Source organism: Runella sp. MFBS21 (genome assembly GCF_029433105.1).
In the GTDB taxonomy this organism is placed as follows: domain Bacteria; phylum Bacteroidota; class Bacteroidia; order Cytophagales; family Spirosomataceae; genus Runella.
On the sequence record NZ_JARNTW010000019.1, the window covers coordinates 110,576 to 131,117 of the forward strand.

Sequence of the window (20,542 nt, forward strand, 5' to 3'; positions counted from 1 at the left end):
TTTATTGATAGTTATTGGTTTTGTTGTTGCATCTTATCCTCTCTGAATCACCCTCACCCCTCCAGAGGGCATCCCTCCCAAAATATTGTTGAGACTGTAGGTAAAGCTTAGTAAAAAGTAGCGGCCAAGCGACCGAATACGCTCATCCTGAACAAAATTGCCCTGTGCCATACGGCTGATTCCAACGTTGCGGTTGAGCATATCTACGACCGAAAACTTGAGTTCGCCGCGTTTGTTTTTCAAGAAAAACTTAGAGACCGAAGCATTCCAAATAGGTACTTTTTGATTGAAAGAAGACCCTGCAAAATTGTAGATGCTGTAATCCATGACCGAACTGACGTTCCAGGTTTTTGTCAATTTAAGATTGGCTTCTACGTCATAGCTTTGATTCATAAACGACTGATTGAGAGCAGGATTAAGCGAATACGCGGTGCGATTGAAAGTCATAGACCCACTGGCAGATATATCAAATGCTTCTTTGTAGCGGTATTCGAGTCGTAGGGTATTGCGGCTTTCTAATCGCCGAGTTTGATTGTCGGTATCGTTGACTGGCGTAATCCCCCGATTCAACAATAGATTTGTACTAAAATTGACTCGTGTACCGATGGCTTTGATACGAAACCCTTTTGAAATATTGGTAATGAGATTATAATCATCTTTGACATTGATAGGCCGATAGGTACGTACGAGATTGGCGTCTACTTGCTGAGCAGTAGCAATTTTGTTGGTAGTATAAGTAAGGTTGACAAAAGCAAAAAAGTTACTAAAGTTGAGTTGATTAAAACGGAAAAAGTTGAGATTGAGTCGATGGTTGTATTCGGGGCGCAAACCAGGATTTCCGGTATAAATATTAAGCGGGTCGCTATTGTCTACGATAGGCGATAGCTGCTGAATACTTGGCTCACGTACATCTGTGTCATAAGTCAGGTTAATATTTTGATTGGTGGCAAAATTGTACTGAAATCTTAGGTTAGGAAGTAGGTTGGTGAAAGTACGGCTGACATGTGTATTTTGTAAAATCAAATCCCCTTCCAATGCCGACCGCTGCAAACTTACGCCTGTCGAAAAATTATATTTGGGTTGATTGAGACGGAAGTTCATCCCACCTCGTTGGTAGATAAAATCGTTACGAAACTGATTACTGAGTTGGACATTCATGCGGGGTGCGCGCCCTTCGCCATTCACATCATATACGAGGCGATTGACGTCGTTTTGAGTAAAATTAACCGCATAGTTTACCTCCAAATAGCGTCGCTTTCCCAAAGGTTCGGTATAAGAAGCCGTTAGCCCATAGGTTTGTCGGTCGTTGGTTTGGGTGTTGGTCTGTCGTAAAGTATCTACTCTATTTTTCTCACCACTTGAATTATAAAAACTGTTTAATGCATTCAAAGTGCCGTTGCGGTCGCTTTGTTCGAGTCCTAATAAAAAATTGGTAGATAGCGTACGTCCTTTTTTGGCAAACTTATGCCGCCACAACAATTCCGAGTTTATGCGCCAATTGTTGCCTTGTGTATTTGACTGCCGCATACCTTCATTTTCGAGTATATTGTTGGCATTGGTAGCGCGACTACTACTACCTGTATAAGAAGAGTTTTTGGCATAACTAAGCTGATTAGTCCACTTCAAGGAGTTGAGCGAATCTATCTTATGGTCCACAGTCACATTGGCCCTATGCGTAGCATTGTGGGTATTTTGGGCGGTATTTTGTTTTGTTTTAAAACTTCCTGACGGCAAAAAAGTCTCCCGATTGGTTTCACGCTCAATGCGTTGGTCTAGCTGATTATAAAAATAATTACTTTGTAGTTCGGTCTTTTTATTGAACTGATTGTTGTAATTAAGTCCTGCGCCGCCAGAAGTCACGAAGCCATTGTTTCGCCCCCCAAAATTGAGCGGAATGGCCGCATCTTCTTCAGAATTGAACTGCAATCTCACCGCCCCTCCCGTCATCATTCGTTGGGCATTACCCGTAAAATTCATGTAGTCGTTTATTGAGAATCCTTGCTGATTGATATTATTAGCCATTCCCAGCACTGACATTTGGCGGGTTTTGCTAAATCGGTTGAAATTGGCTTTGAGCGAATAGCGACTATCAGGCCCCGCCCCCGCAGTGGCATTACCAAAGATTCCCTTCTTTTTCTCTTCTTTGAGAGAAAGGTTGATTGTTTTTTCGCGTTGGCCGTCGTCAATGCCCGTAAATTGGGCTTGGTCTGACTTACGGTCAAATACCTGAACTTTATCTACGGCATCGGCGGGGAGATTTTTGGTCGCCATTTTAGGATCTCGACCAAAAAATTCTTTACCATCCACGGTCACCCGCTGCACTTGCTGACCTTGGGCACGTACCGTTCCGTCGCGATCTACTTCCACGCCAGGCAATCTTTTCAATAAGTCTTCGACGGCGGCATTGGGCTGCACCTTAAAAGAGCTGGCATTGTATTCAATGGTATCTTGTTTAATTGTCACGGGGTCGCGTTCTCCTTTTACCACCACTTCTTTAAGGTCTTTGGGTATGGGGAGCATGGTGAGCTTTCCCAATTCCAACAACTCTCCCGAAGGAGGTGTGATAGATTGAAGAATGGGCTGTAATCCCATGTAAGTCACTTTCAAGAAGTAAGAAGCGTGAAGCACATTTTTAAACTCAAATGTTCCGGTGGATTGGGACCTCGAAAACGACACAAGCGAGGTGTCTTTCCCGTCAAGCAGCATCACAGTAGCGCCTTCTAAGGGACGCTGCGTAGTGTCTACTAATACTCCTTTGATAGAGAATTTTTGAGCGTATGCTCCCGCCGAAACAAACAACAACAGAAACAATACCCAAGGGACAAATAAGAAAGAGTATTTTTTTCTCAATCCCCCAAACGGGGTTTTTAGTTGTGGTTTGCTCGGCGTTAGAAGCTGCAAAATCATGGCTGTATGGAGTTTTTATGATGCCACAAAACTAATTCAGGGCTTTGGAGAAGTAGGTTAAAGGTCATTGAAACAATGTTAATTAAGGTTAATGCCAAAAGTCCCTATCTTTGTAGCTACTCATCTTAGCTTTCTAAAACCATGCATTGTTATTTCAACGGCTCTATTATGCCTGTAGAACAGGCTTCTGTCAAAATAAACGACCTTGCGTTGCTTCGCGGTTATGGCTTGTTTGATTATTTCCGAACCTACAATGGTGTTCCTTTCCAATGGAATTGGTATTGGGCGCGCTTTCAGCGCTCCGCAGAAGTGCTTCGGTTACCTCTTCCACTGAATCAGAATCAAGCAGCCGATATTTTGAATGAGTTGTACACGCTCGCGGGTCAAGCTGATATTGCCTATCGGTTTGTACTGACCGGCGGCTACTCTCCCGATAGCGTGAGCGTGGTTGAACCCAATCTGCTTATTATTGCCGAAAATCTCCCTAAAGACAACCCTGAAGGGCGTGTACGGGGTATCAAAGTGCTTCCGTTTGAATTTGTGAGAGATTTGCCTGAACTCAAAAGCACCAATTATCTGCATATGATACGCCTTGCCTCAGAGATGAAATCGCAAGGCGCGGCAGATTTGCTATACCACAAAAACGGAGAAGTAAGTGAGCTTACTAGAAGCAATTTTTTTATTTTTAAAGGAGATACACTCATTACACCCGACCAAAATATCTTGCATGGTATCACAAGACGAGTGGTGTTGGAATTGGCCGAAAAAACATTTAAAGTAGAAGTCCGTCCGCTCTTGGTCGAAGAGTTGGCAGAAGCTGATGAAGCTTTTACCACGAGTACCACCAAATGGGTAATGCCCGTAGTGCAGATTGGAAGGCAAATCGTAGGCGATGGCAAACCCGGTCCAAGAACTTTAGCTTTGCTCGATGAGTTTGAAAAATTAGTAACTGAATACGAAGCTGTCAAAGCTTAAATCTTACACCCATTTTTTCATTTGATTTTAAATCCCACAACCTATGTCAATCTCTAGCCCTTCCGAACTTATCGGTATGCAAAGAATCAGCGAAGCGGTAGCAATTACGCTCAAAAAAATGCGCGAATATGCCCAACCCGGTATGACGGCTCAAGAGCTAGATGAATATGGCGGTAGTATTTTACAAGAATTCGGAGCCAAATCTGCCCCAAAACTTACGTACGGGTTTCCGGGATGGACTTGTATTTGTCTCAACAATGAAGTAGCGCATGGTATCCCTTCCCCAAAAAAGATATTGAAAGAAGGCGACCTCGTCAATATTGATGTATCAGCCGAATTAGACGGGTTTTGGGCCGACAATGGAGGCTCTTTTGTATTAGGAAAAGATATTCATCAACACCGCTCTCTGGTAGATGCTTCAAAGCAAATCTTGCGCAAGGCCATCAACAATATCAGAGGAGGAGTAAAAATCGCCGATATTGGAAAACTCATCGAAACCGAAGCAAAAAAATCAGGTCTTCGGGTAATTAAAAATTTGGTGGGACATGGCGTAGGACGTAGCTTACACGAAGCCCCGCGAGAAATCCCTTGCTACTACGACCGCCTCAACCTTGATCGTTTTAAGAAAAACTCTACGGTGGCTATTGAGACTTTTATTTCTACCAAAGCGTCTTTTGCTCATCAATCCAACGACGGCTGGACCTTTGTCACTACGGATGGCAGTTTTGTGGCGCAGCATGAGCATACCATCATGGTCACCGATGGCAAACCTCTTATCTTAACAGAAAGCAACGAGATTTGGAATTAAGTATGAAATCTGCACATTATTGGGTACAAAAGTATCAGATGCAACCTCATCCCGAAGGAGGGTATTTTGTAGAAACGTATCGGTCGGCGGAGAGCATTTCTCACGCTGGGCTTCCTTCTCGTTTTGGTGGAAATCGTAGTTTTAGTACTGGTATTTATTTTTTATTAGAAAACCATCATTTTTCGGCTTTTCACCGCATTCAAGCCGATGAAATGTGGCATTTTTATGCAGGGCAGCCTCTTTCTGTATATGTGATACACCCGGATGGCGTTTTAGAAACAATCAAATTAGGTGCTAACCCTGACCAAGGAGAGGTATTTCAGGCAGTAGTACCTGCCGGAACTTGGTTTGGTTCAAAACCCAGCCCCGATAGCGAATATTCTTTAGTGGGCTGCACAGTAGCACCAGGTTTTGACTTTGAGGATTTCGAAATGGCTACCCGACAGGAGTTATTAACAACTTATCCACAACACGCCGAAATCATCAGGCTATTAACGCACGATACCAACTAAACCTGAGAAGAACGCAACAACTAACACATAAGACGCACCCGATGGAAACATAAAAAACCTTCCATTTAGATTTGAGAGTTGGTAGCTACTCAAACACAAACAGAAGGTTTTTTAAGCATCATCTAAAATCAGGATGACTCACATCTGAAGATTAATCATCTATTTTTTTCAGTACTTGAATAAGTGTCTCGACTTGTTCTAAAGATACAGCAGGGAAGTTGGCAATTCGGATTTGGGTATCTTTGTAAGGCCCATAGCCACTCCCTACTATCATGTTTGATTTTTTGATTTCAGCAATTACCTCTCCCGAAGGCAGTTTGGTGTTAGCTACAATAACGGTGCGCGAACGGTGTCTTTCTTCTACTACCGAAGGGGTAAAGTTTTGACTTGTTTCTACAAATTTATTGAGCAGCTTATACTTTTCTTCCGTTTGTTTACGCACTGTATCCACTCCTATGTTATTCAAGTCTTCGGCTATTTTTCCAAGCAAATAAATTCCTATTACATTGGGAGTAGCGGGGGTTTCGAAGTTTTTGAAATTTTTCCACAACATAGGGAGTGTATTATGCCCTCCAATCGTCAAATCTTCGTGCTTTTGGAGTTTTTCGGCCTTGGCTAAGCAGCGCTCATTTACAATCCAAACGCCCAAACCAGCAGGAAGACCAAAGGCTTTTTGTACGGAGAAAAAGGCCGTATCTACTACGCTAAAATCCAAATCAGGATAGGGTGCCGACGACACCATGTCAACCGCGATGATTTTTTTGGAATTGCTACGCTTTAATTTGTGAATGTCAGGCTCCCGCATCTGCACGCCCGAACTTGTTTCATTGTGAGTTACACAAATCACCTCGGCATATTCGGGTACTTCTACTTCGGCATAGTCAAATCCTTCCCCAAAAAGCTTTTCTTGTTTGTGAGCGTATTTTTTTAGGGAAACAGCATATTCAAAAAACTTCTTCGAAAAAGACCCATTCACCAAGTGAAAGCTCTCATGCTCTACGCAATTTAAAACCACTCGTTCCCAGATTTCTGACGCTGAGCCTGTAAACAAAATAGCGTGCGATTCGTGGATATTCATCAAAGTACGCAGCTGCTCTACCGTAAACCTATAAATGTCTCTGAACTTCTGACTACGGTGCGAAATAGACCCGAGTTGTTGTGCCACGGCATCCTGCAAATGTTTCTCAAAAGTAGGATACATCTCAGCCGGTCCGGCCGTAAAATAGACTTGTTTCATCTGATTTGTTGCCCCTAACCTATAAGGCCATTTGGTTTGAGGGGGCAAAATTAAGCTAAAAAGCTAGTTTTTAGCTAGTAAGCTTTCGTTAAATCTTGAGCACCGATAGCTAACAACCTTGAAAATCAAAGGCTTATCGTATCATTATTGAGGCACGATTTTATTAAAAACTCCTTTTCTCAACTACTTTTTGTGCTTATTTTGACAACTGCGACCTTTTTGGTGAGGTTTTCAAAAAACTTGCACAAATGAGTCAAATCGCATTTATCGCATTGCGGACTACGCGCCAAGCACACATATCTGCCATGCAAAATAAGCCAATGATGCGCCAATGGAATCACTGAATCAGGAATATACTTCACCAATTCTTTTTCGACCGCTAAGGGAGTTGTGGCGGTTTTAGATACCAAACCCAATCGGTGAGATACCCGAAACACGTGCGTATCTACCGCCATAGCAGGTTGATTGTAGATGACCGACGCAATTACATTGGCGGTTTTGCGCCCTACTCCTGGCATTTGTTGAAGTTCTTCTATTGTACTAGGCACCTCCCCTCCAAACTGCCCTAGGAGCATCCTTGCCATCCCCACAAGGTGTTTGGCTTTATTGTTGGGGTATGAAATAGAACGTATATACTGGAATACCTCCTCCGCTGTGCTATCGGCCAGCGCCTGCGGGTCGGGATAGCGCTCAAACAGAGCAGGAGTCACCATATTAACGCGTTTATCGGTACACTGTGCCGACAAAATCACCGCCACCAACAATTCGTAAGGATTGGTATAATGAAGTTCTGTTTCAGCTTCGGGAAATTTTTGGGAGAAATGTTCAATCAGGCGACGGTAACGTTCTTTTTTCTGCATGGAAGTCAATACTTTTTAGGTATCAAAGATACTTTCTTTCAAGCAAAAGCAAGCAGCGGAGCAAAACGAATTTATTTACTCCGCCTTCTTTATATGCCCCCCAATCGCAAAACCGCTCGTTTATATTTTTACCCAATAAACAGTTTTGGATAAAAGCCCTTTGTAAGCCACAATTTTCAGTTTGTTGCCTTCTACATATACTTCACAGCGAGCCGTTATATCTTTCTGTGGATTATAGACAGTGCCTCTCCAGCATCCTTCCAAAAACTTTACATCCTTCAATACTATTCTTTTTTGAGGGTCTACTCCTACAAAACCCGTAGCTGTTTTGGTCACCACAATAGTCACCCCCTCCTCTTCGGTTTTATAGGTTCCAGCTAGATTATCGTGCGGAGGATATATCATCATCCCGCCTTTTAAACATAGCCAGAGACCTAAGATTGCCATTACTTTCATGTTTTGATTCGTTTAGATTTTAGGATAACTATGCCATTCATAAAAAAGCCCATCAGGGTCACGTTTGGCTCTGATTTCTTGTACTTTTTTCAAGTGGTTTTCTGATAAAAAAGGCGCTGTACGTTTGTGAAGTCCTTCATCAGCGAGCTGAATTCCGGTAGACAAGTGTGCCATACGGCGCATCATATTGGCCGCCCAATCGCCATATAGGGGAGAGTCTTCGGCATTGATCCAATTGGCATAAAGTGCCAAATACACCTTATCTTCATTGGAATAAGCCATGTCAGTAGCCAAGCTACCGGGGTGCCAATTGAGCCACAAAAAATGGGAAGGAGCGGGCGGAAGCGAATCAGCGATTTCTCTGACAAATGGCAGGAGGTCTTCGATAGAGGCATGAGTCCACATATTGTCTACGCCCCAATGTCTATCCTCTGGATAATGAGTCATAGCTGTCTTGTATAACGCGTCTATACCCGGATCGAAAGCAGGGGTTGCGATAATAGCCTTGTGTTTGATAGGACTATTTTTCATGAAAGCCATCGCTTCTTCAAACTCATCTTTGGTATCGGCAAAAATAGGCGCCAATGCTTCAATGCCCGGGCCTAAGACATGGAGCATATTGCGGCTCATAATCATCTGAAACTCTACCGCTTTCGGAATACCAGGACCTACATCATAAGCCCAACGATACACATCTTCTAGGTGTTTAAGGTGAAAATCGTGGGCAATAATGGCTCGATAAGGAGGTAAAGGGTACAATTTGAGATGAAAACAAATTACCACCCCAAAAAAACCGGGTCCCGCCCCGCGCGCCGCCCAAAACAAATCAGAGTGCTGAGTAGTATTGGCGTGTACCAATTCGCCTTCGGCCGTAATGACATCAATGCCAATTACACTTTGACATGCAATCCCCAATTTTCGCCCATTCCAACCATACCCTCCCTGCAATAAATACCCTCCTATGCATACCCCTTTGCAATGCCCCGCCGGAAAAAACAAGTTATGTTTGTACAACTCTAGCATCAAAATACTTCCTCCTACTCCTGGCCCTGCTTTGGCCGTCATAGCATCAGGGTTGATTTCGTAATGATTGAAGTTTTTCATCAAAATTAAAATGCTATTGTCACGCAAGTGGTTGGCACTAAAACTATGCCCTCCCGAACATACCGTGATTTTTTTACCAATAGCTTTGGCATATTTGAGGGTCGCTATGATATCTTCGATGGTCTTAGGTTCCACTACCGCATCAGGACGCCGTTTGGGGTCGGTTTTGTTAAACAACGTTCCTAATACTAGCCTATCAAAGTGTTGGTCTGTTGACTGGGTTAACGTTCCTGACAACTGTAAACTAGGGCTTTGAGTACCAAATTCCTTATAAAGTTGAGGAAGAAAAGCCGCGAGATGATTCATTTCTTCCGAACAATGTCTCAATAAATCAGGCGCAAAATTTTTGGGCAAACTACGTAACTTACGAATAAATTCAGTTGCCAAATCCGCCAAAAAACCTTGCCGACGAATACTCACATAGGCTCCTCCTACCCAAAAACGCGAGCGCATTTCGCAGCCTCCTTCTACCGCTCGCACTTGATGTACCAAATATCCATAATCCACAGGCAAAGAAGCATGACCAAGCCTAGCACAGATATAAACCGCCTTCTCAGGATGATTGATGGCATCAAACGAAAAGCCAAAATCAACAGGAGATTTGAATTGGATAGCAGCTTCAAGCAGCTCTTCGCCGATGTATTCTTTAATAATCGAATTGCGCCCTATATAGGCTACATTGGGCTGGTTGTCTTCCCAGTGAGCACTTACGTGGGCTTTCGGATGCCATAGTTTGTATCGATTATCTTGCGAACTATGCCACCCAAACCACCAATCCCACATAGCAGGACTTACACCCGGCATATAGGTATGCACCGCTACGTGAATACTGCCATCGGGATATTGGACATAGGCATTCTCAAATCCTGTATAACCTTCTCCTTCAAGATAGCAGGCCTCCGAAAACGTGGGTAAACTAGGGGGTGCCACAGGAGAGATAGAGAGCGCATTTTGTACGGATGCGGCGAGAGTTTGAATCTCCTCATGAAAGTATTTGGCATGTACTTCGGTATAGTCAAGGGTCTGATAGCCAATATATTCTTTTCCCATTTCTTGAATTTTTTAGGTATTATTTCCAAAATCTTGCCACAAAACTACGGCGACGCATCTGAAACTACCCTTGAATTAATTCAAGAAATACATCCTTTACTTGCGGTGCTTGAGCTTGCTGAGCCACTCAGGAGAGATACCCATAAACTCGGCAATAAATCGCGAAGGAACCCGCTGAATAACAACCGGAAGTTGACCAATCAGATAGTGGTAAAGCTGCTCAGAAGTATAAGCTATAAGTTTGAGTTTGAGGTCATTTTCTTCCTGTAATGCCTTAGTAACCATAGAATGATAAAACTTGAAAAGAGCTATATCATCAGACATCACTATTTGTAAGTCTTTTTTACATAACACCAATACTTTAGCCCCACTAATGGCTCTTAGTTCGCAGCGCGTAGGCAATTCTGAAAAAAAACTATCGACACAACTCATAAAAGGGTGTAAGTTGTCTAAGTAAAAGTTTATTGTTTTTTCTATTTCGTTTTCTTCATCCACATATCGGCACACAAACCCACCCTCCAATACCAAAAAAATTTTATCACATATTTCGCCCGGTTTTACTAACAAATGCTGGCTTTTTATTTCTTGAAATTTGATAAATCCTAACAGCTTCCTTACAGAATCTGACGAAACATTGGCCTTGACAAGCTCTTGTAAAAGAAGATGAGGCAACATAATGGTATATTTAAATAGCTCTAAAAATACAGGTTCTTATTTCTGACGTTTTTTCTATAAAAGTATCATAAACCTATCCTATCACCATAATCCCGCAATATGGGGGATTTAAGGGTTGTACAAGTTTTGCCTATCTTTGTGTTTTATCCTTCATCTATTCATCAATGTACATGACAAAAACCACTATCTCTTTCTCGAAACACCTATATGCCGTCGGTCTTCTTGTTTGTTTGGTAGCAGGCCACTTAGCCGCCCAACAAAAAACGCTCTCTCTCACCGACATCTTTGGCTCACAAGGCTCCATCTTTACACCACGTACTGTATCGGGCGTCAATTGGATGAAAGCTGGCGGATTTTATACCACTCAGCAAAATGGCAAAATTATCAAATACAGCATCGCTACGGGCGAAGCCGTCGAAACGCTGTTTGACCAAAGTACCGTCCGCGTAGAAGGCACCAATCAAACCATCCAACTCGAAGCATACGAGCTGAGCGGCGACGAGCGTAAACTCCTTCTTGCTACCAATATAGAGAGAATCTATCGCCGCTCGTTCAAAGCCGATTTTTATATTTATGACCTAACCTCCAAAAAACTCACTCAGCTTTCCAAAAATGGAAAACAAATGCTGGCAACGCTTTCGCCCGATGGCAGCAAAGTGGTTTTTGTGCGCGACAATAATCTTTTCCTGACCGACCTCGCCACCATGACCGAACAACCCCTCACTACCGATGGTAAACGTAACGAAATCATCAACGGCGCTTGTGATTGGGTATATGAAGAAGAGTTTAGCTTTGTGAAAGCTTTTGAATGGGCTCCCGACGGCAAAAAAATTGCTTTTTATCGCTTCGACGAAAGCCTTGTTCCAGAATACAATATGCAAATATGGGGCGATTTGTACCCTAAAGATTATCGCTATAAATACCCCAAAGCAGGCGAGCCTAACTCTATCGTGCAGATTTGGATTCATGATTTGACCACCACCCAAAAGACTAAAATAGACGTAGGCACCGAAACCGACCAATATATCCCACGCATCAAATGGACGCAAAATCCCAATCTGCTCTCCGTCAAACGCATGAATCGCCTCCAGAATCGTTTGGATATTTTGCACGCCGACGCTACCAACGGTCAAACCCAAACTGTGTGGAGTGAAGAAAGCAAGACTTATGTGGATTTGGAGTTTACAGACGACCTCACTTACCTAGCCGATGGCAAATCTTTTGTACAATCGTCCGAAAGAAGTGGCTATAAGCATTTATACCAATACGACATGAGTGGAAAATTGCTCAAACAACTTACCTCTGGCGATTGGGAAGTAACGGATTTGCTTGGAATTGATGAAAAAAAACAAGTGTTGTATTTTACTTCGTCAATGGAATCGCCCATGGAGCGGCATTTGTATAGCTTGAATTTGGCCCTACCTGCAGCCAAAAAATCAAAAAAAGCATCGCCAATCCCCTCCCCGCAGCCTGTCAAACTCAGCACTCAAATTGGCTCTAATACCATCAATATGAGCCCTGACTTTAGTTACTATTTACTCTATCACCAATCTTCACAACAGCCTCTTACGGTCAGCTTACACGAAGCTCCAACTCACAAAATAGTCAGAACCTTAGAGACCAACCAAGCCTTACGCGAGCGCCTTTCGGCTTACAATCTCCCTCAACAAGAATTTTTTAAATTTTCCACCTCACTAGGCACAAATCTTAACGGCTGGATGATAAAACCCACTGATTTTGACGCCAATAAAAAATACCCTGTTTTGATGTTTGTGTATGGTGGACCTGGCTCTCAGACGGTAAATAATACTTGGACTAATGCCCTCACTGCTTGGTTTAAACTCCTAGCTACCAAAGGCTACATCATCGTGTCGGTGGATGGGCGCGGTACGGGCGCGCGTGGCAATGCCTTCCGAACCGCTACTTATGCCCAACTTGGCAAATTCGAAACCCAAGACCAAATCGAAGGAGCAAAATACTTGGCCACTCTCCCTTATGTGGATGCTTCTCGAATCGGTATTCATGGGCATAGCTACGGAGGCTATATGACCTCTCTCTGCATGACTATCGGAGCCGATTATTTCAAAGCCGGAATCGCCGGAGCACCCGTGACTACTTGGCGATACTATGACACCATTTATACCGAACGCTACCTCAAACGCCCTCAAGACAATGCGGCAGGCTATGATGACAACTCGCCTATTCAGCATGTCAACAAACTAAAAGGGAAGTTTTTACTTATTCATGGTACGGGCGATGACAATGTACACTTCCAAAATTCGGTGGATTTTGTCAATGCGCTTATCAAAGCAGGGAAGCAATTTGACTCGTTTTATTATCCCAATCGTAATCACGGCATCAGTGGTGGCAATACGCTCATGCACCGCTATCAAATGATGACCGACTGGGTTCTCAAAAACTTATAGAAAGAAAAACCCTTCCTATGATTCCAAATTATAGGAAGGGCAACTCTATTTCTCTTTAAATAGTCCCTTCATAAGATAAATCCAAATATTCAATCTTTTCTAATTTACCTAATACTTGATTAAGTAAGCTTTTACGAATCTCTAGTTCAAGACTACATTGATTGTCAAAATGCTGATTTTTAGGAATCAGCTCAAAACTTTTGACTACTTTCATTACCTCGTTCATTTGCTCATAAGGATACACCAAACGATATACATCTTTGACATGTTTTGTTATGATTTCCGCTTCTTTAAGAGCCTCCTCGGTGGCGGTTTTATAAGCATTGATAAGCCCCGGTACTCCCAATAACGTACCACCAAAATACCTGACCACCACTACCAAAACATTGGTAAGGTCGTGAGCATAGAGGGTGTTTAGAATAGGCTTACCTGCCGTTCCCGAAGGCTCACCGTCATCGTTGGCTCGAAAGTGACTCCGGTCGAGTCCGAGCCGATACGCATAACAGTGATGAACAGCTTTGGGATGAAGTTCACGCAAGGCTATTAAATAGGGTTTAGTATCTTCTTCCTGACGAATAGGATAGGCAAATGCTAAAAATTTACTCCCTCTGTCACGAAAAAAACCTTCTACTGGAGTGACTATCGTTTTATATGTATCGTCAAACAACATGGCCTAGAAAATAGTTAAATAATATGCCTTACAATTTATTGTTTTTAAAATATCCCAACTTTGTCAATTCGTTGAATTTATCAATCTAAATATCCTATTTCAATTATCAATATGGTTTATTCACAAAAAAACTAAGTATTTCGTTTTTTAAATTCGGACAAAATTATCAATTTGACCGCAAACTTAGTTACAACCACTTATCCATTAGTGATTGTGAAATTTTATCCAAAGAACTTATTTTACCTTTCAATCCTATTTTTCATCTTAAATTATTTGACCCATGAAACAACCTAAATTACTGCTTTTTGCGGTAGTACTCGTTTGGGTAAATGCAGCCTTTGCTCAGACAGACTTAAAAAAGCCTATTCCTTTTGATGCTAAGGTAAGGTACGGAAAGTTGCCTAACGGCATGACTTATTATATTCGTAAAAACGAAGAACCTAAGAAAAGAGCCGAGCTGTACCTAGTCAACAAAGTAGGGGCCATTCAAGAAGAAGACAAAGAGAATGGATTGGCTCACTTTACCGAACACATGGCCTTCAATGGCACTAAAAACTTCCCTAAAAACGAGCTGGTAAGCTTTCTTCAGAGAGCGGGTATCAAATTTGGCGACGACCTCAACGCCTTCACTGGCCAAGACCAAACGGTGTATCAGCTTCCAGTCCCTACCGACTCAGCCGATATTTTTAACAAGGCTTTTGTGGTACTAGAAGACTGGGCCCATAACCTAAGCATGGACGGCGAAGAAATTGACAAAGAAAGGGGTGTCATCTTAGAAGAGCTTCGTGGTGGCAAAGGTGCCCAACAACGCATGAGAGATAAGTGGCTTCCTATCTTAGTGGGAGATTCTAAATATGGAAAACGCAATATCATCGGTACGGAAGATATCCTGAAGAACTTTAGCCATGAGACCATTCGCAATTTCTACAAAACATGGTATCGGCCTGATTTGCAAGCTATTATTGCCGTCGGAGATTTTGATATCGACCAAGTAGAAAAAACCATTAAGCAGCGTTTTGGAGCTATTCCCAAAGCAGTGAAACCCAAGCCTTTTGGTAAATTTCCAATTGCAGATTTCAAAGGTTCACGCGTAGCCATCGTAACCGATCCAGAGTTCCCTTATATGATGGCTCAAATCATTACCAAACTCCCTAAAGCAGAGGAAAAAACCTTGAATGATTCGCGCGAATCGCTCAAACGCAACTTGTTTAACCAAATGCTCCAAGCTCGTTTGCAAGAGCTTACGCAGCAAGCTGACCCTCCGTTTTTGTTTGGAAATGCTAGTTATAGTGGCTTCTTAGGCGACTATGATTCTTTCTTCAACATCGCAGTAGCCAAAGACGGCAATCTCGAACGCGCCGTCAAAGCAGTGTTGGATGAAGGCGTACGTGCCAAAAACTTTGGATTTACGGATACCGAGCTTGAGCGGGCAAAAGCTCAATTGATGACAAGTGTCGAAAAACGTTTCAAAGAAAAAGATAAAACGCGTTCGGCCAATTATGTCAACGAATACATGGCTCATTTCTTAGAAGAAAATCCAACGCCTGGTATCGAATTCCAATATGAGTTTGTAAAAGAACAGCTAGGAGGTATCAAACTAAATGAAGTCAATACCCTAGCCAACAAATACTTGACCAACGACAACCGTACGGTGATTGTGATGTCGTCAGAAAAAGACAAAGCCAAATTACCAAACGAAGCCACGGTGTTGGAATGGATTAATACCGCCGGCAAAGGCGTAACTGCCTATGTAGATAAAGTGGTAAACAAACCTTTGGTCGAAAATCTACCCGCTGCTGGTCGCACAGTTTCTAGTAAAGAAATCGCCGAAATCGGTGTTACCGAACTCACCCTTAGCAACGGAGTAAAAGTAGTATTGAAGCCTACCGATTTCAAAAACGACGAAATTCTCATTGGTGCACGTAGTCAAGGTGGAACTTCACTCTATGACGATAAAGATTTTATGAGTGCGGGGCTTTCTGATGCAGTAGTAGAAGAAAGTGGCGTAGGCGAATTTAGCCAAAGTGCTCTTAAAAAATACCTTTCGGGCAAAGTAGTTAATGTGAGTCCTTTCGTGGGTGAAATTGAAGAAGGTTTTTCAGGAAATACTAGTCCTAAGGATGTAGAAACTGCACTTCAGCTTATCTATGCCTATTTTACAAAACCTCGCAAAGACGATGATGTTATCAAAGGGTTTTTGAATACTCAACGCTCGGCGATTCAAAACATGAAGGCGTCGCCTTCTCCCGAGATGGTATTCCAAGATAGCCTCAATACGGTGCTAGGCAATTACAATTTCCGCCGCTTGCCTATCAGTGTGGAGCGCTGGGACATGGTCAATGCTGACCGCGCTTACGCGATTTACAAAGAGCGCTTTGCCAACCCTGCGGATTTCACTTTCTTCTTTACAGGCTCGTTTAAAGTAGAGCAACTCAAGCCTTTGCTTGAAAAATACTTGGGAGCGTTGCCTACCCAAAACCAGAAAGAGTCTTTCCGTGATTTGGGAATCCGCGCTCCTAAAGGCAAAATTGATAAAAAAGTTTACAAAGGTATCGAGCAAAAAAGCCAAGCGACTTTTGTATTCAGCGGTGATTATGACTACAACGACGACAACAACTGGCAACTCGATGCACTCGAAGAAATTTTGAACATCAAACTGATTGAGGTAATTCGCGAAAAAGAAAGCGGGGTCTATGGTATTGGCGCTCGTGCTAGTTACAGCAAAATTCCTGCACCTCGTTATAGTTTGCGTATTGGCTACGGAACTGGCCCCGACCGCGTCGAAGAGCTTGGCGTCAAAACATTGGCGGTGATTGATGAAATCAAGAAAAATGGTGCCACGCAAGCCGATATTGATAAGTTCAAAGCCGAAACTCGCCGTGCGACCGAAGTTCAGATGAAAGAAAACGGTTTTTGGCAAAATCAACTCATCGATGCTTATACCAAAGGTGAAGACCCCAAACATCTTTTGGATTGGGAAAAGCAATTGGATAAAATCACGGTAGCTAGCACCAAAGCGGCGGCCAACAAATACTTAAGTAATGACAACTTCATCAAAGTGGTGTTGCTCCCCGAGAAAAAATAGAATGAGTTTCTTTTAAAAACAAAAAAAGTCAGGCTTCCCTGACTTTTTTTGTTTTATCTTCTCCGCTTCTTTTTTGGTGCGGGTTTTCGTCTAACAGGCTTCTTTTTAATGTATTTACGAGCTTCTGCTTTCTGGATGGCGGCCTCTTGTTCATCATTTGACTGCGTAGTGGTACCGTCTTTTACGATGTCAGCAGGAGCGCCTAATTGCGAGACAGCCTTAGACTGAGCTGTTATTTCGGGCAAAGAACTTTGCGTAATCGATGCAATAGAAACACTAGGCTCAAAGGGACGTAATCTAAACCCATAGCTATATTCTTTTTCTGCCAAAAGATATTCTGGATGGGTGCGCGGAGTCCAGCTATCATCACCTCCTAGCCCCATCAATTGGTAATCTAGATTTAAGGTTGTAGTCATACCTCTCGCCAATTGTTGAGTCGTCTTGGCTTTGAGCAAATCTTCTTCTGTATAATCTCGCACACTAAAGTTGAGGGCGGGGGCACCCATTACCATCATTCCAAAACCCAATGAGTCGGTCAAGGCGGCCCAACGAACATCTGCTTTATTGCCATTTTCTTGCGCCATGATATATGGGAAATACTGCTCAGCCACTGTACCACTGTATTCCCCAATTTTGGCCGCAGACTTCCGATCCCAATAGCTCTCAAAAGGCCCACGTCCATACCAAGTCAAATTTCTAAAAGAAGCAGGTATCTGCAACTGCATCCCTACTTTGGGTAAGGGAGGCACATTAGTACCATTTATACTAATTGAATTATTAATATCTACATCTCCCGAACCAAAAACGGTATAAACAGTTCTAACTACAAAGTTGATACCCCCTTTGCCGACCCATGTGCTTTGGGTATGTACCCGTGCAATAGACGGACTAATCTGCTCTACTCTAATATCCCCACCCAGCCGTCGGAGGCTATCAAGGCCAGCCGTACGCCAGCGTTCTGCAAAAGATTCTTTACCGCCTCCTTCATCATTGTCGGTTGGCACTCGCCAAAAATTTGGCTGTAAAGGACTGACTATCAATTCTCTATTTTTATAAATCCAAGAACTAATTCCTACTACCTTACGGTCAAAAATCATTTTAAAATGGGGATTGGTGAGCTGGATTCCCCCACCTCGCACTAGTCCAACTTTTACGGTAGAAGTAGAGGGCCAAGTCACGGTAGTTTTCGGCGAAATCGGGGCTTTTACAAACAACTGCTCAGCAGCTACTTCATACCCTGCCGAAGCCCAAGCGGTGTTGGCTTTGAGTTGGAGACTTAAATTAAGGAAATATTCGGCACCATTACCCGTACTTGGTATCACAAAGGGTACTGATAGCTTTTGACTATTTCCTGCCGATGCATTCAAATCATTGATTTGTCCTTTTTGAATAGACTTACCATTTTCTAAGAGCTCCCACACTAACTTAAAAGGACTTAGACTCAAAAAATCGTATTTGTTTTGTAGCGTCACGATTGTATTGGAAGGAGCAATCGTATCGTTAGGTGTAAATTTTACATACTGATAAACATGCTTCACCTCATTGATTTCGGGCTGAGGGACCCTGTCTGGATTTACAAGCCCATCTCCAGCATTAGCACCGTCGATATGGTTGATATGACTTATGTAAGAACGGCCATTTTTATCTTTTAAAAACAACCCTTGATCCACCCAATCCCAAATGAAGCCACCTTGCATATGGGGATTTTTTTCGATGACATCCCAATAATCCTTCAAATTCCCGACGCTATTCCCCATAGAATGTGCATACTCACAAATAATATAGGGCCGATTAGGGTCTTTTTTTACCATTGCTTCCATTACTGCTACTGAAGGGTACATGGTGCCGTTGATGTCAAAATTTGTAACAGGCTGCTCTGGATCTTCAAAAGACTTGGGGTAGTTGGCTCGCCCTTCGTAATGGATGGGTCGAGTAGGATCAATAAGACGAATGATTTGAGCCATATCTTGAAAGTTTCGTCCCATACCCGATTCATTTCCCAACGACCAAATGATAATAGAAGGGTGATTTTTGTCGCGCTCTACCATTACTTTTCCACGAGCTACAAAAGCATCTTTCCAATCAGCATTGTTGGCCAATATGACTCCTTTGTTTTGCCACAAATCATGGCTTTCAATGTTGGCTTCATCGATGACATACAGACCGTATTCATCACAGAGGTCATACCAAAGCGGGTCGTTGGGATAATGTGAACTTCTTACCGCATTGATATTGTGCTGTTTCATCAATACAATATCCTTAATCATTGACTCGCGGCTTATAGTACGACCTGTATTGGGGTCAAATTCATGGCGATTTACCCCTTTCAACAACACAGGTTTTCCATTGACCAACAATTGTCCTCCTTTGATGTTGACTTCTCTAAAACCTACTCTATTGCTCAGAACTTCTACGATTCGGCCTTCTCCGTCTACTACTTGCATCGTAAGTTTATACAGATTGGGGGTTTCGGCAGTCCAGCGTGCAGGGGTCGGAATAGTGGCGGTCAGATTCAAGTAGGATTCATCTTTGGGGTCCATCATCGGGATGTTTTTAATCCATTCTGTCTGGACAATTCTCCCGTCGGGATCATACAACTTAAATTTGACTTGATATTTATCTTGGACTTGAGAAGAGAAATTTTTAACGAAAGTAGATACTTTAAAGGTAGCGTTCTGATAATTTTCGTCTAGGTCTGTTACGACATAATAATCCCTAATGTGAATCGTAGGAACGGTATATAAATACACATCCCGAAAAATCCCCGAAAGTCGCCAAAAGTCTTGATCTTCGAGATAACTCCCGTCTGACCAGTTGATTACTTGAACCGCAATTTGGTTGTCTCCCGCCCGTAGGTTTTTTGTTATATTAAATTCAGCAGGAGTCATTCCATCCTCATGATACCCCACCTGAAGGCCGTTGACCCATACATAAAATGCCGACTGAACTCCCGCAAAATGTAAAAAAACATCGCGTCCTTGCCAGTTAGAAGGCAAACTAAAGAAAGTTCGATACAAACCTACCGCATTGGTATCAGCTACAATACGCGGTGGATTTGCTGGAAAAGGATGCTTGATATTAGTAAAAATGGGGCGGTCGTAAGGGCGCCCTTCTTTGGCACCTATCACTTGCCAATTAGAAGGAACGGGCAAATCATCCCAAGTAGAGGTATTTACATTCAATTGAAAAAAATCGCCAGACACTTTAGATGGGTGAGATACCCATTTGAATTTCCATGTTCCATTCAATAATTTGAAATAAGGAGAGCTTGTTTTATCAAATTTTAATGCAGATACTTCATCGGCATAGGGAATGAGAGTAGTATGAGGCCGTTCAGTGTTTCGACTAATAACGGCGGGGTTTTCCCAATCGGGCAAATCTTGTGCAAATCCAACATAGGTTAGGAAGAGGGATAAAAAAACGCTTAAATTGCGCATAATTCATAGCGGGTTAAATTCAAGAAACGCAACACAATCTTACAAAATAAAAGCACTTTTGGCATAACCAATAGAAAGAAAACGAAAAAAGCAAATAGATTATTGGATAGGCATTTGTATACTATTTGCAATAGAAAGTATACCAAACAGAATACAAAGCACTTATAATAACCTGTAATAGAAGACATTACTAGCACCTATTTAACCCTTAAATCGAGATTGTAAACTAAACTGTGTCACCCCAAATTGAATCAAAGGGGGAAAATAAGTAACTTAGTTTTAACTTATAGACACAATGAAAACTGACGAATCCTTTAATTTCGAGCGCTTCAAGGAAGAA

At 42.5% G+C, this 20,542-nt stretch carries 13 protein-coding genes; 5 read left to right on the forward strand and 8 right to left on the reverse strand.

Translation table 11 applies throughout. The features are described from left to right. Window positions 1-33: 33 nt before the first annotated feature. Window positions 34-2,907: an outer membrane beta-barrel family protein gene (locus P1X15_RS25690; protein WP_277341004.1), complete on the reverse strand. Its 2,874-nt coding sequence runs from the start codon at window positions 2,905-2,907 to the stop codon at window positions 34-36. 141 nt (window positions 2,908-3,048) lie between these two features. Between P1X15_RS25690 and P1X15_RS25695 the strand changes: the two genes are divergently transcribed. The 3 genes from P1X15_RS25695 to P1X15_RS25705 are packed head-to-tail and all read left to right on the forward strand — an operon-like array spanning window position 3,049 to window position 5,202. Then, entirely contained in the window at window positions 3,049-3,882 is an 834-nt protein-coding gene (locus P1X15_RS25695) for an aminotransferase class IV (RefSeq protein ID WP_277341005.1), read from the forward strand. A gap of 43 nt (window positions 3,883-3,925) precedes the next feature. After that, the gene (gene map, locus P1X15_RS25700) at window positions 3,926-4,690 is read left to right on the forward strand and encodes a type I methionyl aminopeptidase (RefSeq protein WP_277341006.1); all 765 of its coding nucleotides are present in this window, start codon (window positions 3,926-3,928) and stop codon (window positions 4,688-4,690) included. Between the two features lie 2 nt (window positions 4,691-4,692). Next, window positions 4,693-5,202, forward strand: coding sequence for a cupin domain-containing protein (locus P1X15_RS25705; RefSeq protein ID WP_277341007.1), 510 nt, complete (start codon window positions 4,693-4,695; stop codon window positions 5,200-5,202). Window positions 5,203-5,353: 151 nt separating this feature from the next. Here the strand turns inward: P1X15_RS25705 and P1X15_RS25710 are convergent, their stop codons facing one another. The 5 genes from P1X15_RS25710 to P1X15_RS25730 all read right to left on the reverse strand — a co-directional run bounded on the left by P1X15_RS25710 (window position 5,354) and on the right by P1X15_RS25730 (window position 10,584). Beyond that, complete coding sequence (locus tag P1X15_RS25710) at window positions 5,354-6,439, reverse strand: aminotransferase class V-fold PLP-dependent enzyme (RefSeq protein ID WP_277341008.1); 1,086 nt, start codon at window positions 6,437-6,439, stop codon at window positions 5,354-5,356. Window positions 6,440-6,618: 179 nt separating this feature from the next. Beyond that, the gene (nth, locus tag P1X15_RS25715) at window positions 6,619-7,299 is read right to left on the reverse strand and encodes an endonuclease III (RefSeq protein ID WP_277341009.1); all 681 of its coding nucleotides are present in this window, start codon (window positions 7,297-7,299) and stop codon (window positions 6,619-6,621) included. A 120-nt stretch (window positions 7,300-7,419) separates the two neighbouring features. Then, entirely contained in the window at window positions 7,420-7,755 is a 336-nt protein-coding gene (locus tag P1X15_RS25720; protein ID WP_277341010.1) for a DUF2147 domain-containing protein, read from the reverse strand. A gap of 12 nt (window positions 7,756-7,767) precedes the next feature. Next, on the reverse strand, window positions 7,768-9,909 hold the full coding sequence (locus P1X15_RS25725; RefSeq protein ID WP_277341011.1) for a DAPG hydrolase family protein: 2,142 nt from the start codon (window positions 9,907-9,909) through the stop codon (window positions 7,768-7,770). A 96-nt stretch (window positions 9,910-10,005) separates the two neighbouring features. Further along, window positions 10,006-10,584 carry a Crp/Fnr family transcriptional regulator gene (locus P1X15_RS25730; RefSeq protein WP_277341012.1) on the reverse strand — a complete coding sequence of 193 codons (579 nt, stop codon included), beginning with the start codon at window positions 10,582-10,584 and terminating at the stop codon, window positions 10,006-10,008. Between the two features lie 170 nt (window positions 10,585-10,754). Between P1X15_RS25730 and P1X15_RS25735 the strand changes: the two genes are divergently transcribed. Continuing rightward, window positions 10,755-13,010 (forward strand): S9 family peptidase, encoded by a 2,256-nt coding sequence (locus P1X15_RS25735; protein ID WP_310586046.1) that lies wholly within the window; start codon window positions 10,755-10,757, stop codon window positions 13,008-13,010. Between the two features lie 55 nt (window positions 13,011-13,065). Here the strand turns inward: P1X15_RS25735 and P1X15_RS25740 are convergent, their stop codons facing one another. Continuing rightward, window positions 13,066-13,680, reverse strand: a complete 615-nt coding sequence (locus P1X15_RS25740; RefSeq protein ID WP_277341014.1) for a YigZ family protein — start codon at window positions 13,678-13,680, stop codon at window positions 13,066-13,068. Window positions 13,681-13,960: 280 nt separating this feature from the next. On the opposite strand from P1X15_RS25740, the gene P1X15_RS25745 reads away from it, so the two are divergent. Beyond that, window positions 13,961-16,765 carry a pitrilysin family protein gene (locus P1X15_RS25745; protein WP_277341015.1) on the forward strand — a complete coding sequence of 935 codons (2,805 nt, stop codon included), beginning with the start codon at window positions 13,961-13,963 and terminating at the stop codon, window positions 16,763-16,765. A 53-nt stretch (window positions 16,766-16,818) separates the two neighbouring features. On the opposite strand, the gene P1X15_RS25750 is transcribed toward P1X15_RS25745, so the two are convergent. Further along, entirely contained in the window at window positions 16,819-20,202 is a 3,384-nt protein-coding gene (locus P1X15_RS25750; RefSeq protein ID WP_277341016.1) for a glycoside hydrolase family 2 TIM barrel-domain containing protein, read from the reverse strand. Between the last annotated feature and the right edge of the window lie 340 nt (window positions 20,203-20,542).

Excerpts from the sequence above, each read along its gene's own strand:
- P1X15_RS25735 (WP_310586046.1), top strand. The coding sequence starts at position 10,755 with ATGACAAAAACCACTATCTCTTTCTCGAAACACCTATATGCCGTCGGT.
- P1X15_RS25730 (WP_277341012.1), bottom strand. The coding sequence starts at position 10,584 with ATGTTGCCTCATCTTCTTTTACAAGAGCTTGTCAAGGCCAATGTTTCG.
- P1X15_RS25710 (WP_277341008.1), bottom strand. The coding sequence starts at position 6,439 with ATGAAACAAGTCTATTTTACGGCCGGACCGGCTGAGATGTATCCTACT.
- P1X15_RS25740 (WP_277341014.1), bottom strand. The coding sequence starts at position 13,680 with ATGTTGTTTGACGATACATATAAAACGATAGTCACTCCAGTAGAAGGT.
- nth (WP_277341009.1), bottom strand. The coding sequence starts at position 7,299 with ATGCAGAAAAAAGAACGTTACCGTCGCCTGATTGAACATTTCTCCCAA.
- P1X15_RS25695 (WP_277341005.1), top strand. The coding sequence starts at position 3,049 with ATGCATTGTTATTTCAACGGCTCTATTATGCCTGTAGAACAGGCTTCT.
- P1X15_RS25745 (WP_277341015.1), top strand. The coding sequence starts at position 13,961 with ATGAAACAACCTAAATTACTGCTTTTTGCGGTAGTACTCGTTTGGGTA.
- P1X15_RS25750 (WP_277341016.1), bottom strand. The coding sequence starts at position 20,202 with ATGCGCAATTTAAGCGTTTTTTTATCCCTCTTCCTAACCTATGTTGGA.
- P1X15_RS25705 (WP_277341007.1), top strand. The coding sequence starts at position 4,693 with ATGAAATCTGCACATTATTGGGTACAAAAGTATCAGATGCAACCTCAT.
- P1X15_RS25690 (WP_277341004.1), bottom strand. The coding sequence starts at position 2,907 with ATGATTTTGCAGCTTCTAACGCCGAGCAAACCACAACTAAAAACCCCG.
- P1X15_RS25720 (WP_277341010.1), bottom strand. The coding sequence starts at position 7,755 with ATGAAAGTAATGGCAATCTTAGGTCTCTGGCTATGTTTAAAAGGCGGG.
- map (WP_277341006.1), top strand. The coding sequence starts at position 3,926 with ATGTCAATCTCTAGCCCTTCCGAACTTATCGGTATGCAAAGAATCAGC.
- P1X15_RS25725 (WP_277341011.1), bottom strand. The coding sequence starts at position 9,909 with ATGGGAAAAGAATATATTGGCTATCAGACCCTTGACTATACCGAAGTA.